Origin of the sequence: Photobacterium lipolyticum (genome assembly GCF_003026475.1) — a bacterium.
In the GTDB taxonomy this organism is placed as follows: Bacteria; Pseudomonadota; Gammaproteobacteria; order Enterobacterales; family Vibrionaceae; genus Photobacterium; species Photobacterium lipolyticum.
Genome location: NZ_PYMC01000018.1, coordinates 1 through 16,037 on the forward strand (window position 1 = coordinate 1; position 16,037 = coordinate 16,037).

Below are 16,037 nucleotides of genomic sequence, written 5' to 3' on the forward strand. Positions count from 1 at the left end.
TTGACTGTGCCAATACCATTCCTCTGCAGGAACCATATCGTTCGGTCACTCAGTTCATTGATAAATCTTTTTGACTAATCATTTCACGAGTGCCCACACAGATTGCATGGTCAAATTGTTAAAGAACGTTGTTATCTCGGCTATCTACTCGTAGTTTGTCGTGACAACGGAAGCGAATTATAGGGAGATAATTGAGGATGACAATAGTTTTTTTTAATAAAAAAACCGACTGCGCACTTTTTGCGCAATATCGGTTATTTTGAGTGTGCTGCTATCGCTTTTGATGACAGAAATGACAAATAAGAGCTAATCAAACTCGCTGTATTTAGAGATGACAGTCTCTAAAGCCACACTCTGTGTGTTATTCCAGCGATCGGTCCAGCTAACTGTCACCTTAATCTTTTTGGCCCCAGCGACAGGTGTATCATCTTTCACTGTGACAACTCGGCTTACTGTCATCCCTGCCATAGATAGAGACTCAGGCGAAGGCGAAGATTTAATATCAATATATGCCATTGTACCCGTTGCTGCACTTTGGGAGCGTGTTCGAAACAGTTCCAGCTTCTCCTCAGCCAGATGCAGGGCATCTATACTGTAAAGCGCATTTTCGGATTTCACTTCCATATAGGTTTGCAGCTTCACTAGCCCCAACACACCGACAGAAAGCACAACAAGCGAAATCAATACTTCAATCAGGCTGAACCCTTTAGACTTAGAAATCATGCCATGATCCTTTGATCCATCTTGGCTTCGCAAAAGGTGTTAAAACTTCTTTCAATATATCGCCATTAAATGAAAAATTCACACTTCCATTTATGTTCGCATCATAACCAGGCATATCAAACACAAATCCACCTTTCGTATGCAAAGCACCATATTGATAGTGCACATATTTTGATTTATCCGTTACGTGAGGGGCCACCGTCGTAGTATTCCACTCAATTTCAGATGGTTTCCAGGCCGTATCAGGTGCCGTTTTAGGTGTTAGAAACTGATAAATAATAATATTAAGACTTGTAGCCGCTCCATTAAAGCCAACCACACCATCTTGGATAAGAATCAGTGCTGACTTAGCAGCCCCGGGGGCTTCCATCGCCGTATTAATTTTACTAGCGTTATGTTTAAAATCACAACTACCGTTTATCCAAATACGTTGCTCACCTTCTCTAATTTGACTTGCAATGGCTTCAGAACAGCTTTCCCCTTGAGTAATGGAAACAAATTCTTTTTTAACTTCTTTCCATTGTTCTTTAGGGTAACCAAACAGTTCTTTAAACGGGTTTAAATTGGCTGATTTTATAAAATCTTTTTTAAAACTAGCAGGAGTCAATGAATATGATGTGTTACTTACTGAAACTGTCTTATATTTACTATTACATTCAGCAGTTGGAGGCCCGGAAAAGTCGAAGTCTGAATATGGTGGATAAGTCGAGTCGAGACCTTTATTCAAGAGAGTGCCTTTTACAGTAACATCCCCAGAAAATCTAGCTAATACACAATCATATCCATCACCATTTTTTATATTAGGGTCAGGATAAACATCCATATTACCGCCAGTCACATCAAATGTAACATTTGATGTCGATTTAAATGCACCACTACTCTGGGATATTAATAGAAATGATTTAGTAATAGATGCTTTAGCTTTATTATCAATTAATACCAAGGACGACATTACATATTTAGTCCCCAAGGCATTAATATTAATATCAGAGTCCGTTTTGGTTTCACACTCACTAATTAAAGGTATTAATGCTGCATTTACACCACCAGTACTATTAATAGATGCAAAACCACACTCCAGCCCTCCCTCAGCCAACCAATGCGCTTGTCTTGCTAATACTTCATTCTGGGTTCGCTTTATTTGGTAAAACACATTTTTATAGGATGCTAATGAAAACAATAATGACACCACTAATAACATGGTTGTTATTAATAAAGTCGCCATTCCATTTTGACTTTTCATTAGTGCCAATTCCTTGTTTTAATTTTTGTTGATACCGTTTTTGTATAACTCGCATTTTTTAGTGTCGCAGATAAGCTAATATCGATAAGTGAAGATGTTGCAGAAGAGGTAGATAGAGCCGTTTGCTGAATATTAAAATTGGTAACGTTTATGTAAGCTTGATCCATCAATGATGAAACAGTCCCACTTCCGCAACTCGCATCACTCAGGACTACACCACCTAATGACTTTGGCACCGTATTTACGCACATTTGAATCACATTCGGCGATGCCGATTTAAATCGAAACTTCACAATTCGCCACTTCGCGCTTTCATCTTCGTATACATAGCTGATTGAATCATTTTCGGAACCAACTATAATGGTCGAAGAGGCTCCTGATAAGGTTAAAGATCCTGAATTATCTGAGCTATAACCTGCTCGCTGTATGTCATCCTTCATAATCCTTATCGCATCATTCACATCTTGAGCTAACATAAGCTGCTTTGTTCGCTCAGCTGCCATATTATAACCGCTGAGAAAAATGCTCCCAACAGAAGTAAAAACAATCAAACCTAAACTCGACGCAATCAGCAATTCAACTAGCGATATTCCTCGCTGAAGGTGAACATGGTTAGCTACACGGTTTATAGCCATAATACTTCCCTGTTTTGCCACACGTTCTTACCCGACCAGTTAATTGATTAATCATAACTTTAACGTTTTGATTCGAATCTATATATAACCCGTAACTCCCTGAATTGCTCGGTGTTGCACGAATAGGATCAATCGTATAGCTAACATAATTATTTGAAGCTTTTATGGATACTCCCTTAAAATCTTGTCCATCTATTAATGCAATAGCTGCATTTTTTGCAGAAACTCGATCTGTAATCACTGCTGCTTTTAATGTCACAGCAAGTATCCACTCACCATCTGCCTGATATGTCAATTCACCAGAATCATCCCTAACAAAATGCACTTTCAAATTTTCATTTCTCATTACCGCTTCAGACTTTGCCTGAACCAACAACCACTCAATCTCTGTCGCTAACCGTTTAAGCTTGTTGCTCTCAATTAACGAGCTAAAAGAAGGTGCTGCAGCAGTCGCCAGAATCGTCATGACCGCGATGGCAATCAACAACTCTAGCAGAGTAAATCCGCTAACCTTCAGATTATTGCTGTATGTGAAATGTAATCTGCCAGATGTTCCGCGAGCCATAACCCAACTCCCTTTTCAAAGATGCTGATAGCTCAATATCAACTTGATTCATATGTTATCACCACAGCAAAATGTCTTTGATTAGAATAGAAAGGTTATCGAGTTAGCTCGGATAAATGAGAGAGTACAGTCAATGGACAAACAAAATGGCGTGACCCTGATCGAGTTGATGGTTGTTGTCGCTGTGATTGGAGTAATGACCGCTATTACTTATCCTTCTTATCAATCACATGTCTTGAAGAGTTATCGAAATAAAGCGATGAGTGATTTGGCAATGATCCAATTGGCAATTGAAGAAAACAGAACAAACGGCATTGCTTATCCTAGTTCAATATCTTCCAGCCTTTGCACTATTTGTGATAATAGTGGTGAACGGTATAACTACGGGATTACATCAACAGCCACGAGTTATACTTTATCCGCAATTAAAACAGCACTACAAAGCAGCGACACCTGTGGCGATCTGACCCTTAAAAGTACTGGCGAAACAACGCCTACAGATTGTTGGAAATAAACTATTACCAACACAGTTTGCTATGTTTTTTTAGACAACTCTATATTTGCTATAAATACAAAAAGCCGGCTTTCGCCGGCTTCTAATTTATTCTTTACTAACTAATCAAACATTAACCAGTCAAATCATCAAAAAATTTCTTCACACCATCAAAGAAGCCTTCCGATTTCGGCTTGTGCTTACCTGCCGCTTTCCCACCAAAGCTTTCTTCAAGTTCCTGAAGCAGTTCTTTCTGACGAGCGCTCAAGTTAACAGGGGTTTCGACGACCAGTTTACAGATCAAATCACCAACCGCACCACCACGGACAGATTTAACACCCTTGTTGCGCATACGGAACATGCGACCCGTTTGGGTTTCTGATGGCACTTTCAAGTTTACACGGCCATCAAGGGTAGGCACTTCAACCTCACCACCGATAGCTGCCATCGTAAAGCTGACAGGAACTTCACAGTAAAGGTTGTTACCATCACGCTCAAAAATTGCGTGTTCAGCAACATGAACCTGTACATACAGATCGCCAGCTGGTGCACCAAACTCACCCGCTTCACCCTCGCCAGCAAGACGAATACGATCACCCGTATCAACGCCTGCAGGGATCTTGACCGATAATGTCTTGGTCTTTTCGACACGCCCCTGACCATGGCACTTATTACACGGATCTTTGATGATTTTGCCGCGACCGTGACAGTGTGGACAGGTTTGCTGTACCGCAAAGAATCCCTGACGCATCTGCACCTGGCCATGACCATGACAGGTGCCACAAGTCGTTGCCGATGTGCCTCTTTTCGCACCAGAACCATCACAAGAATCACAACCAACCAGCGTCGGTACGTGAATTTCTTTCGAGCAGCCACGAACCGCTTCTTCTAAAGTCAGTTCCATGTTGTAGCGAAGATCGGCACCGCGTTGTGCGCGCTGCTGACTACGACGACCACCGCCACCGAAGATATCGCCAAATACATCACCAAAAATATCGCCGAAATCAGCGCCGCCACCGTAGCCGCCACCGCCGCCCATACCACCTTGTTCAAAAGCAGCATGACCATATTGATCGTAAGCCGCTTTTTTCTGAGGATCGGTCAGAATTTCATAAGCGTTTTTGACTTCTTTAAATTTTTCTCCCGCATCAGGATCTTCCTGATTACGGTCAGGGTGAAATTTCATTGCAAGGCGCTTATAAGCCTTTTTAATTTCACGCTCAGCGGCGTCTCTGCCGACACCTAAAACTTCGTATAAATCGCGTTTTGACATACTTAACTGTCACCTGCCTAAATACAGCTACGGGCGTAAGAGTATCCCCCAACGCCCGTGCTTAAAATAAGATTATGAATTAACTATCTTATTTTTTATCTTCTTTAACTTCTTCAAACTCAGCATCAACAACGTTATCGTCTTGCTGTGCTTCTTGTTGCTCACCAGCACCTTGTGCTTGTTGAGCCTGAGCTTGCTGCTGAGCAATTTCCATTAGCTTCTGAGAAGCTGCAATCAATGCTTGAACTTTGGCATCAATGGCTTCTTTATCTTCGCTTTTGCGTGCTTCTTCTAGTTCAGAAACAGCAGCTTCGATTTTCGCTTTTTCGTCTGCTGGAAGTGCATCACCAGCTTCTTCAACTTGCTTACGAGTACCGTGAACCAGTTGATCAGCCTGGTTACGAGCCGTCACTAACTCTTCGAACTTTTTGTCCGCTTCTTTGTTAGCTTCAGCTTCCTGAACCATTTTCTCGATATCTTCATCACTCAGGCCACTAGATGACTGAATAGTGATTTTCTGCTCTTTACCTGTACCTTTATCTTTCGCAGATACGTGCAGGATACCATCCGCATCAAGATCGAAGATTACATCGATTTGAGGCATACCACGAGGTGCAGGCTGAATACCTTCTAAGTTAAACTGGCCAAGAGACTTGTTATAAGTCGCTTGCTTACGTTCGCCCTGCAGCACGTGAATTGTTACCGCGCTTTGGTTATCTTCAGCAGTAGAGAACACCTGGTTTGCTTTAGTTGGGATCGTTGTGTTCTTCTCGATAAGCTTAGTCATCACACCACCCATGGTTTCGATACCAAGAGATAGTGGCGTTACATCAAGAAGAAGAACATCTTTCACATCACCCGCAAGTACACCACCTTGAACCGCAGCGCCAACAGCAACTGCTTCATCAGGGTTCACGTCTTTACGTGGCTCTTTGCCAAAGAACTCAGTCACTTTAGCCTGAACCATTGGCATACGCGTCTGGCCACCAACTAGAATTACGTCAGTGATTTCGTTGACAGAAAGATCGGCATCAGCCAGAGCAACTTTTAGAGGCTCAATAGAACGTAGAACTAGATCTTCAACCAGCGACTCAAGTTTCGCACGAGTCACTTTGATGTTCATGTGCTTAGGACCCGTTGCATCCGCAGTGATGTAAGGAAGATTCACATCAGTCTGTTGTGCAGAAGAAAGTTCAATTTTCGCTTTCTCAGCTGCTTCTTTCAGACGCTGCATTGCTAATGGATCGTTATGCAAGTCAATACCCTGGTCTTTTTTGAACTCAGCGACCAAGTAGTTGATCATGCGGTTATCGAAATCTTCACCACCAAGGTGTGTATCACCATTCGTAGAAAGAACTTCAAATGTCTTCTCGCCTTCAACCTCATCAATCTCGATGATTGAGATATCGAACGTACCACCACCAAGGTCATAAACAGCAATAGTGCGGTCGCCGCCTTTTTTGTCAAGACCGTAAGCCAGCGCAGCCGCTGTTGGTTCATTGATAATACGCTTAACTTCAAGACCTGCGATACGGCCGGCATCTTTCGTTGCCTGACGTTGTGCATCGTTAAAATATGCAGGTACTGTGATAACCGCAGCCGTTACCTCTTCACCAAGGTAGTCTTCTGCAGTTTTCTTCATTTTCTTCAATACTTCTGCAGATACCTGAGGAGCAGCCATTTTCTGGCCTTTCACTTCTACCCATGCATCGCCATTGTCAGCCTTAACGATTTTGAAAGGCATGATTTTAATATCACGCTGAACTTCTTCATCTTCAAAACGACGACCGATCAAACGCTTAATTGCGTATAATGTATTTTCAGGGTTTGTTACCGCCTGACGCTTAGCCGGTTGACCAACTAAAGTTTCACCATCTTGGGTGTAAGCGACAACAGATGCAGTTGTACGTTCACCTTCTGCATTTTCAATTACACGTGGTTTATCGCCATCAAGTACTGCTACACAAGAGTTGGTTGTACCCAAGTCGATACCAATGATTCTACCCATCAGGCTTTTCTCCGAAATTCGTTTAGTTTTACTTGCGAATCCCAAAATGAGGAGTCGCTATGTGGGGTTCAACCCCAGACAAAATGTATTTACGATGTCGTATGACTACTAAATAAGGCCAGTCATTTTGTTTTCAAGGGGCAACATCAAAATAAATTGTAAAAAAGTAAAAAACCCACCGAAGCGGGCTTTTGAAAGCACCGCACATGATTACGCTTGGGTATCGATATTACCCGCTGCGGCTTTAGATACCATTACCATTGCCGGGCGAACCACACGGCCGTTTAGCTCATAACCCTTTTGCATTACAAGCATCACAGTGTTCGGGGCGTGCTCTGCACTTTCCTGAAGAGCCATTGCCTGATGGTACTCAGGATTAAAAGCTTCACCTTCAGGATTGATTTGCTTCAGACCAAACTTTCCAACCGTATCAATCATAGTCTTAAGTGTTAGTTCAACACCTTCGATCATTGACTTAATCGCATCATCATTTTTGTCAGCCATGTCGATAGCACGTTCCATGTTATCAATAACCGGCAACAGCTCTTCGGCAAACTTACTCAGCGCAAACTTACGCGCCTTATCGATCTCTAATTCTGAACGACGGCGTACATTTTCGCCTTCAGCGCGAGCACGAAGAGCTGCATCTTGCGCTTCTTTCGATTTAGCTTCGCTAGTCAGCAGAGCAGCTTCAAGCTCGGCAATGCGCGCTGCCTGAAGCTCTTCTGTTGTCATCTCTACATATTCTTCTTCGGCAGCTGTTTCAGTCTCAACTGCTTCGGCAATGTCTTTCTGTAGCTGCTCATCCTGTACTTTTTTATCTTCGTTGCTCATGCTTTCGCTTCTCCGCCAAGGTACTGTTATTTACATCAGTACCGTTGTTCATCAATGTGAGTGAATAAAATGCGTATTGCCCACTCAAAAAAACGTTCTTGCGCCTATTATGGGGATGAAGTTCAATGATTCAAGCCGAGATCGTTCACAAAGCGCGACAAGTCTCCAAATCAAGGGCTATACTGGCTCAACTATCATTCGTCGGATCAAGGACATGAAGCGCATTTTTCAAACAATCGCGTTAATTGGTAAGCCGAGAAACCCAGATGCTCTGCAAACTCACAAAAGCCTCTATGACTGGTTAACGGCCAAAGGCTACAGCGTATTAGTCGATCATCGATTAGCTAATGATCTTGACGTTCCTCAAGAATCTTTATGTGATCTGCTGACTATTGGTGATAAAGCGAACCTCGCTATTGTTGTCGGCGGGGATGGTAATATGCTTGGGGCTGCCCGCGTACTTTCCCGCTTTGATATTTCAGTGATTGGCGTAAACAGAGGCAACTTAGGCTTTCTGACCGATCTTGATCCCGACAGTATTCAGCAAGATCTTGAGCTGGTCTTAAATGGTGAATTTGTCACTGAACATCGCTTCTTGCTTGAGGCCGAAGTTCACCGTCATGGCCAGATAAAAAGTCGCAATGCAGCATTAAATGAAGCCGTACTTCACCCAGACAAAATAGCGCATATGATCGAGTTTGAGGTGTATATCGATGACATCTTCGCTTTTTCTCAGCGTTCCGATGGCTTAATCATTGCCACGCCAACCGGCTCAACAGCTTACTCGCTGTCTGGCGGCGGTCCTATTTTATCGCCAAGCTTAAATGCCATCACATTAGTACCGATGTTCCCCCACACCCTCTCAAGCCGTCCATTGGTTGTTGATGGTAACCGTTGCATCAAACTTCTGGTTTCACCAGCCAATGGCAGCACACTAGAAGTCAGTTGTGATGGCCAGGTATCGTTACCGGTTAGCCCTGGAGATGAGATCCATATCTATCAGAGCCCCGAACAATTACAGCTTATCCATCCGAAAAACTACAGCTACTACAGCGTACTGAGAGGCAAGCTTGGCTGGTCAAGCAAACTGTTCTAACCGACTCATTTCGCCATACCTTAAGCCAGCTTTAATGCTGGCTTTTTTATTCCTTAAATTCATAACGTTAACTAACGTCAAACTTTTTAAGAAAAATCAACATCCGCACTTTACTGTTTTTCCATACAGTATATACTGTATGGAAAAACAGGTGTTTATTTAAACAGGTGAACATATGCTGGTTCATATGACGATCTCTAACTTTGCAATTGTCAAAAACCTCGAATTTGAACTGAAACCAGGAATGACCACGATTACGGGTGAAACTGGTGCTGGTAAATCTATTGCCATTGATGCTCTAGGTCTGTGTTTAGGCGATCGAGCAGAAGCCGCAATGGTTCGCCCCAATGAAGGCAAAGCAGAAATTGCTGCAACCTTCTCATTACAGAACAATCAAGCAGCCCGCCGCTGGTTAGAAGATAACGAACTAACTGAAGGGGATGAGTGTATTCTGCGACGGGTGATCACCAAAGAAGGCCGCTCTCGTGGCTTCATTAATGGCAGCCCGGTGCCCGCTTCACAACAAAAAGCGTTAGGGCAATTGTTGATCAACATCCATGGTCAACATGCCCACCAACAACTCATGAGAGCTGATTATCAGCAGCAAATGCTGGATCAATACGCTGGTCACCACCTGTTAATGGATAAAACACGCAAGGCCTACCAAGCCTGGCGCCAGGCAAATAACGAATTAAAACGCCTAACCCAAAACCGTGAAGAGAATGAAGCACAAAAGCAGCTAATCCAATATCAAATCAAAGAACTCAATGAGTTAGCACTCGCTGAAGATGAATACAACGAGATAGAAGAAGAGCATAAACGCCTGTCAAATAGTGGCGAGCTTGTAGTTTCCAGCCAAGCGGCATTATCTGCTCTCTACGACAATGATGATGGCAATGCCCTGCAGCTACTTCAAATGGCTAGTCAGCAAGTGATTTCACTGGGCGAACTTGATAGCAACTTGAATGTTATTCCTCAAATGCTAGAAGAAGCCATCATTCAAGTTCAGGAAGCCAGCCAGGAACTTCGCGGTTATCTGGATAATCTGGATATGGATCCTCAGCGTTTAATCTATCTTGAAGAACGTCTGGCAAAAATCTTGTCGCTTGCTCGTAAGCATTACGTCATGCCCGATGAACTCTATCAGAAGCACCAGGATCTGCTGAAAGAACTTGCAGAGCTTGATTGCAGTGACGAACGACTGGAAGAAATTGCCGAGCAAGTAGAAAACAAGCGCCAGAAATTCTTATCTGCTGCCGAAAAACTCAGCAAAAGCCGTCAGCGTTACGCGAAAGAGCTGGATAAAAAGATATCGGAAAGTATGCATCAGCTCAGCATGGAACACGGTATTTTCAAGATTGACATTCAAAATGATCCTGAAGGTATGCTTAGCCCGCTCGGTTTTGACACTATAACCTTCCTGGTTTCAACCAACCCGGGGCAACCACTTCAACCTTTAGGTAAAGTGGCATCCGGAGGTGAACTCTCGCGTATTTCTCTGGCGATTCAAGTGATCACAGCTCAGAAAATCGAGACACCAAGCCTGATTTTCGATGAAGTCGATGTCGGTATCAGCGGCCCAACCGCGGCAATTGTCGGCAAGATGCTACGTACTCTTGGGGATTCGACTCAGGTAATGTGTGTCACTCACCTACCTCAGGTAGCAGGGTGCGGCCACCAGCAGATGTTTGTTGCGAAAAAAACGCATAAAGGCCAAACCGAAACTAGCATGTGCCTATTAGATGAACCAGCCCGAGTAACAGAACTGGCAAGACTGCTTGGTGGTAGTGAAATCACCGACATAACCCTGGCCAACGCCAAAGAACTGCTGATTGCAGCCTGACGATATGTTCCACCGTCAAATAAGTTGAACATATCGCTAATCATTTTGGCTGATATGAAATAAACTGGGTAGAAATGCAACTATTGGGTCTGACAGTAGTCTCACTTAGAGTTTTTTTATTTACCACTTTTTTACTTCTGCCAAGAGCTTGTTTATCATCGCAGCAGTTTAAGCTAAAAAGCCAGGATGCTATGAGTTGGAAAAACCTTGCCGCACTAACGTTAGCGTTAAGTCTACTTAGTGGCTGCTCAGTAATAGAACGATTGGTTTATCGTATCGATATCAACCAAGGTAACTACCTTGAAGCGACAGACGTCAATAGGCTTCGGTTTGGCATGAACCAAGAACAAGTCCGCTTTGTACTTGGTTCGCCAATGCTTGTAGAGCCAAGTTATCCTAATACTTGGTACTACGTGTATTACAAGCAGCCAGGTCATGAAGAAAGCATACAGAAAAATTTGATCTTAACGTTTGATGATCAAAACTTATTGATTGGTATGACTGGCGATTACCAGCCAGGGCCAAACTTTATGGATGCCATGAACTAATAAAAAAGCTCGCTTATGCGAGCTTTCTCTTAACCAGCACCAATCAGTACAACCAAATGATTAGTATCATTATTTTGTTAGCAGGCAATTAACTCTCTTTACTTTCCGCCTTCGCTTTCAGTGCTTCTTGTTTGGCCTGCTCAGCACGCTTACGGCGGATCTCTTTCGGATCAGCTAATAGCGGACGATATATCTCAATACGATCACCGTCACGAACCGTCGCGCTTAGCTTTACATTACGGCTGTAAACACCCACTTTATTTTTCTTGAGATCAATTTCCGGATACATTTCAAGTACCCCAGACTGCTCAATAATCTCATGAACCTGAGTATCCGGCGTGATCGCCAGCTTTATCACTCGCTGAGCTTGAGGAAGGGCATAAACAACCTCAACATGGATCAACTTATCTTCAGTAATCATAGATTTCTTTTGCTCTCTGCGTAAACGCACTGACCATATTGCCAGTCAGATCGCGGAACACCTTGCCAAACGCCGCTTCAACCAGCCCATTGGTAAATTCAAAGTCCAAATTTAATTCAACTTTACATGCCATCGTGTCTAACTCAATAAACTTCCATCCACCAACCAGCTTCTGAAATGGTCCATCCACTAGCTGCATTTCAATCGCATTAAAATCAACCAGCTGATTGCGGGTAACAAAAGTCTTGCGGATACCGGCTTTAGCAACATCCACAGACGCCGTCATATACTTATCAGAGCTTTCTAATACTTTGGTTCCTGAACAACCTGGCAAAAATGTTGGATAAGACTCAACATCGTTAACGAGTTCAAACATTTGCTGTGCACTAAACGGGACAAGTGCAGAGCGAGTGATCTGAGGCATAGTTTCTCCTTAACCCTTAGAAGTCCCTCAGCCCATAGATTTTAATACTCAGAATCAAAATCTATGAGAAGAGGAAGCGCAATGATACCATTAGACGACAAACAGCCAAAATCAGAGCGAATTCGATTTCTTTTCAACAGTATAACTCTGCTGAGTAAAAGATCATTTACTCTCTTCGACCGAAATGATGAATCATCAAATTGGGACAGCAACATATATTAATGAGTATCTATGGCCAAGAAAAAACCAAGTAAGCCGGGCAGCAATACCATTGCAAAGAACAAAACAGCCCGCCACGAATTTTCCATTCAAACCGAATACGAAGCCGGTCTTTCACTACAAGGCTGGGAAGTAAAAGCTATTCGAGATGGTAAAGTCAATATTTCAGAAAGTTACGTATTCCTGCGCGACGGTGAAGCTTTTATTTCAGGGGTAACGATTACACCACTTAATGCGGCATCGACACACGTCGTCGCAGATCCTACCCGCGTACGTAAACTGTTATTAAACCGCCGTGAAATTGACAAGCTGCTAGGTGCCGTTAACCGAGATGGTGAAACCATTGTCGCATTATCGATGTACTGGAAGGCATCCTGGGTTAAAATAAAGATCGGCACGGCGCGCGGTAAGAAACTTCACGATAAGCGTGCTGATAGCAAAAGCCGTGATTGGCAGCGTGATAAGCAGCGGATCATGAAACACAGCACGAGATAGACTAGAACGACTTGTTAAGCGATGGTTTATTAACCATAATTACTAAGGGAAAGGTAATTTCGTTGACGAGAAAGATTTTTATGCTACTATCGCTCTCGTAACAAACTCTGGGGCTGATTCTGGATTCGACAGGATCATGAAGGCTTGTGGAGCATGCCGTGGGGCGGTTTGCCACGTAAAAAGCCGCAAAAAAATAGTCGCAAACGACGAAAACTACGCACTAGCAGCTTAATAACCTGTTAGAGCACTTCTACCCTAGCTTCCGCTTGTAAGACGGGGAATCATAGAAGTTCAAACCCAAACGAGATAGCGAGGGAAGCTTTGACTAGAGAGCTGAACCGCGAAATAGAATTCTGGTATGTATTTACATGGCGTGTCTGTTCGCAGTGTACTTACGAGAATAAAGATAGACTAAGCATGTAGCGCCTATGGTTAGATTGATTTTGGACGCGGGTTCAAATCCCGCCAGCTCCACCAAATTCGTATACGAAGACGTCCTAGGATGTCCAGAAAGCCCGGTAGGTTGATGACTTACCGGGCTTTCTTGTATTTATAACGTCCGATAAAATCTTAGGACATCCAGCAATTTTAGTAGTACCTTTAGTAGTACCAGCTCAATACTACTATGGCGGTACTACTACGATGGCACGAATAACGAAACCTCTGACTAACACGGAAGTAAAGCAGGCCAAAGCAAAAGAGAAGGTCTACAATCTCTCAGACGGTGGCGGGTTAGCTCTTCGAGTTAGGCCCAACGGTTCAAAACTCTGGCTATTAGATTACTACCGCCCCTATACCAAAAAGCGTACAAGCCTTAGTTTTGGCACATATCCCGAAGTATCACTTGCTGACGCACGACGTGAGCGAGAAAAAGCCAGAGAACTGCTGGCCAAGGATATCGACCCCAAAGAGCACAGAGACCAAAAACAACAAATACTGAAGGAGGCCCACCAAAACACCTTTCAGAATATTGCCTCTATGTGGTTTGAAGTAAAAAAAGCCGATGTCACACCTGATTATGCCGAAGATATCTGGCGATCACTTGAGCTACATATTTTCCCCACCCTAGGCCCCCTACCAGTTCATAAAGTTGCAGCCCCTAAAGCCATTGAAGTGATCCGGCCAATTGCAGCAAAAGGCAGCCTGGAAACTGTGAAGCGCTTATGCCAGCGCATGAATGAGATCATGATATATGCCGTTAATACAGGGTTAATTGAAAGCAACCCACTCGCAGGCATCAAAAAGGCGTTTGAGGCACCAAAAAAGAAAAACATGGCAACTATCAAACCAGAGCAATTGCCTGAACTGATGAAAGCACTGTCTACGGCAAGTATAAAGAAAACAACACGCGGCCTGATTGAATGGCAACTGCATACCATGACAAGACCAAGCGAAGCGGCTGGTACTCGCTGGAACGAATTTGATTTCGCTGCATGCTTATGGAATATCCCAGCCGAACGCATGAAAAAGAAAAAAGATCATACAGTACCACTCTCACCACAGGCACTTAGCTTACTCGAAGCCATGAAACCCATTAGTGGTCACCGTGAACATGTTTTCCCGGCAGATAGAGACCCGACTCGGCACACCAACGAGCAAACAGCTAATGCTGCATTAAAGCGCATGGGCTTTAGTGGAATTTTAGTCGCTCACGGTTTACGTGCGTTAGCAAGCACCACCTTAAACGAGCAGGGATTTGATCCTGACGTCATCGAAGCCGCCCTTGCCCATATAGATAAGAACGAAGTGCGAAGAGCTTATAACCGTGCTGACTACTTAGAACGCCGTAAGGCACTTATGTACTGGTGGAGTGAATATATCGAGACAGCAGCCACTGGCAGCATGAGCCTCGCTGCCGGAAACCACCAGGGGCTAAGAGCTATAAACAGCTAAATATTATCGCATATAGTGTGGCGACAACGGCGACAACGGCGACAAACCAGTGCTTATGCGGCCTGCCGATGGCGACACACTGGCGACAAATGGCGACAAAATACAACAATAAGGAATAAACATGTTTATTGATGAGCACGAAAAACAACCTATCAGGCAACTACTTAAAAGCAATGGTTGTAACCGCGAACAAATCAAAGAGGCTCTTGATGTGCTGGGGGCAAAACTGCAATCACATCCAACCCCCGAAAAAGGCAAAGCAAATGAATATATTAGAGAAACAGAATATCTTGATGATATACCCAAAGCTGTAAAAATATTATCTAGAGCCTTAACCAGGTCCGATCCTGCCATTCGTTTTGAGCTGGCTTGCTCTCTTAGAGAGAACCTTCTGTCCCAGCTAACCAGCCTTGATAACCCAGTAGACGCAAAGTTTTGGGAAGAATATGCTGGAGAGGTCATCGATAAATTGCCGTTAATTCTTAACCTGATTGGCATAGAATCTTCATTTTTAAAGACTAAACTACACGATAAGAAAAAAAGTGAAGACTTGCTTGATACTCTTGCCAACCTATGGGTCCAGTATGCTGACACATATGATTTCACTCCAACGAAAGCTGATGCCATAACCTTTTGCTGTATCATTCTCGATGCTGACGAAGACGTGATCAAAAAACGCTTTGATGCATTAAATATAAAAATAGAGGGCAAAAAACATCGAGAATGTAAAAGCCTGATTATTAACCTGAGAGCTAAATTTCGTTCATTACCTGAATGTGAGAAAAAAAGTGTCATTGAAAGAATTCACAATCAAACAACACTGACAGAAGTCAAAATTATCGGAGTAACGACCTGGAAAGACATCAAGTATCCAAGGGACCTTACAAAGTTTAAGCGACAATTGACCGAAGCGATAATAACAATCGACGAGGTACTGGCATCTAAACAGAGCGGCATAAAAATAAACTACCAACCCACCTGAGTTCGTTGAACCCACACACCAAGCACTACTCACCACCATAACCAAATGAATAGTAATAGCATAGCAAAATGGACCTCCGCCCTAGCCGGAGCCCATCTTACATTCACCACTAAAACTGCCTTCACCCCATATCAACAAGTGAAATCAAGGTTCAACACTCCATATTCAACAATATCAATTGAATGTTTCGGCTAGCATTCATAATTGTGGCAATGATACCGCACCATTTATATCCATCATCACACATCCAAAACTGACCTACAGTAATTTAGGAACAAGTTCAAGTAAATACGCGAAATAGTTTTCGACGTTTTTACCTGAAGTAAATGTCCGGCCCCAATA

General features: G+C 43.3%; 16 protein-coding genes and 1 other RNA gene. 8 read left to right on the plus strand and 9 right to left on the minus strand.

Features of this window, described 5'->3' with window-relative positions; translation table 11 throughout:
• Positions 1-306 precede the first annotated feature (306 nt).
• From C9I89_RS18685 to C9I89_RS18700, 4 genes are read right to left on the minus strand one after another with little or no spacing between them, the layout of a single operon-like run.
• The gene (locus C9I89_RS18685) at positions 307-723 is read right to left on the minus strand and encodes a type IV pilus modification PilV family protein (RefSeq protein WP_107284836.1); all 417 of its coding nucleotides are present in this window, start codon (positions 721-723) and stop codon (positions 307-309) included.
• A complete protein-coding gene (locus tag C9I89_RS18690; protein WP_107284837.1) occupies positions 713-1,966 on the minus strand; it encodes a hypothetical protein in 1,254 nt (417 codons plus the stop codon). The genes C9I89_RS18685 and C9I89_RS18690 overlap by 11 nt, the downstream gene beginning before the upstream one ends.
• Positions 1,966-2,601, minus strand: coding sequence for a PilW family protein (locus C9I89_RS18695; protein WP_107284838.1), 636 nt, complete (start codon positions 2,599-2,601; stop codon positions 1,966-1,968). Before C9I89_RS18695 ends, C9I89_RS18690 begins: the two co-directional genes overlap by 1 nt.
• The gene (locus tag C9I89_RS18700) at positions 2,579-3,166 is read right to left on the minus strand and encodes a GspH/FimT family pseudopilin (protein ID WP_107284839.1); all 588 of its coding nucleotides are present in this window, start codon (positions 3,164-3,166) and stop codon (positions 2,579-2,581) included. Before C9I89_RS18700 ends, C9I89_RS18695 begins: the two co-directional genes overlap by 23 nt.
• 133 nt (positions 3,167-3,299) lie before the next feature.
• On the opposite strand from C9I89_RS18700, the gene C9I89_RS18705 reads away from it, so the two are divergent.
• A complete protein-coding gene (locus C9I89_RS18705) occupies positions 3,300-3,680 on the plus strand; it encodes a type IV pilin protein (RefSeq protein ID WP_107284840.1) in 381 nt (126 codons plus the stop codon).
• Between the two features lie 112 nt (positions 3,681-3,792).
• Here the strand turns inward: C9I89_RS18705 and dnaJ are convergent, their stop codons facing one another.
• From dnaJ to grpE, 3 genes are all read right to left on the minus strand, one after another.
• Positions 3,793-4,932: a molecular chaperone DnaJ gene (dnaJ, locus tag C9I89_RS18710; protein WP_107284841.1), complete on the minus strand. Its 1,140-nt coding sequence runs from the start codon at positions 4,930-4,932 to the stop codon at positions 3,793-3,795.
• Positions 4,933-5,020: 88 nt separating this feature from the next.
• Entirely contained in the window at positions 5,021-6,940 is a 1,920-nt protein-coding gene (dnaK, locus tag C9I89_RS18715) for a molecular chaperone DnaK (RefSeq protein ID WP_107284842.1), read from the minus strand.
• Positions 6,941-7,150: 210 nt separating this feature from the next.
• Positions 7,151-7,774 (minus strand): nucleotide exchange factor GrpE, encoded by a 624-nt coding sequence (gene grpE, locus C9I89_RS18720; RefSeq protein WP_107284843.1) that lies wholly within the window; start codon positions 7,772-7,774, stop codon positions 7,151-7,153.
• A gap of 214 nt (positions 7,775-7,988) precedes the next feature.
• On the opposite strand from grpE, the gene nadK reads away from it, so the two are divergent.
• The 3 genes from nadK to bamE all read left to right on the plus strand — a co-directional run bounded on the left by nadK (position 7,989) and on the right by bamE (position 11,261).
• The gene (gene nadK, locus C9I89_RS18725; protein ID WP_107284844.1) at positions 7,989-8,870 is read left to right on the plus strand and encodes an NAD(+) kinase; all 882 of its coding nucleotides are present in this window, start codon (positions 7,989-7,991) and stop codon (positions 8,868-8,870) included.
• A 175-nt stretch (positions 8,871-9,045) separates the two neighbouring features.
• Positions 9,046-10,713: a DNA repair protein RecN gene (gene recN / locus C9I89_RS18730; protein WP_107284845.1), complete on the plus strand. Its 1,668-nt coding sequence runs from the start codon at positions 9,046-9,048 to the stop codon at positions 10,711-10,713.
• A 191-nt stretch (positions 10,714-10,904) separates the two neighbouring features.
• Complete coding sequence (bamE, locus tag C9I89_RS18735) at positions 10,905-11,261, plus strand: outer membrane protein assembly factor BamE (protein ID WP_107284846.1); 357 nt, start codon at positions 10,905-10,907, stop codon at positions 11,259-11,261.
• An 88-nt stretch (positions 11,262-11,349) separates the two neighbouring features.
• On the opposite strand, the gene C9I89_RS18740 is transcribed toward bamE, so the two are convergent.
• Together C9I89_RS18740 and C9I89_RS18745 are read right to left on the minus strand one after the other, a co-directional pair.
• A complete protein-coding gene (locus tag C9I89_RS18740; RefSeq protein WP_107284847.1) occupies positions 11,350-11,682 on the minus strand; it encodes an RnfH family protein in 333 nt (110 codons plus the stop codon).
• Entirely contained in the window at positions 11,672-12,106 is a 435-nt protein-coding gene (locus C9I89_RS18745; protein ID WP_107284848.1) for an SRPBCC family protein, read from the minus strand. The genes C9I89_RS18740 and C9I89_RS18745 overlap by 11 nt, the downstream gene beginning before the upstream one ends.
• Before the next feature lie 231 nt (positions 12,107-12,337).
• Here C9I89_RS18745 and smpB point away from each other — a divergent pair, with 231 nt between their 5' ends.
• The 4 genes from smpB to C9I89_RS18765 all read left to right on the plus strand — a co-directional run bounded on the left by smpB (position 12,338) and on the right by C9I89_RS18765 (position 15,695).
• Positions 12,338-12,820 (plus strand): SsrA-binding protein SmpB, encoded by a 483-nt coding sequence (gene smpB / locus C9I89_RS18750; RefSeq protein WP_107284849.1) that lies wholly within the window; start codon positions 12,338-12,340, stop codon positions 12,818-12,820.
• A 109-nt stretch (positions 12,821-12,929) separates the two neighbouring features.
• Positions 12,930-13,297: a transfer-messenger RNA gene (ssrA, locus tag C9I89_RS18755) on the plus strand.
• 165 nt (positions 13,298-13,462) lie between these two features.
• Complete coding sequence (locus C9I89_RS18760) at positions 13,463-14,713, plus strand: integrase domain-containing protein (RefSeq protein WP_107284850.1); 1,251 nt, start codon at positions 13,463-13,465, stop codon at positions 14,711-14,713.
• Positions 14,714-14,834: 121 nt separating this feature from the next.
• Positions 14,835-15,695 carry a hypothetical protein gene (locus C9I89_RS18765; protein ID WP_107284851.1) on the plus strand — a complete coding sequence of 287 codons (861 nt, stop codon included), beginning with the start codon at positions 14,835-14,837 and terminating at the stop codon, positions 15,693-15,695.
• Positions 15,696-16,037 lie beyond the last annotated feature (342 nt).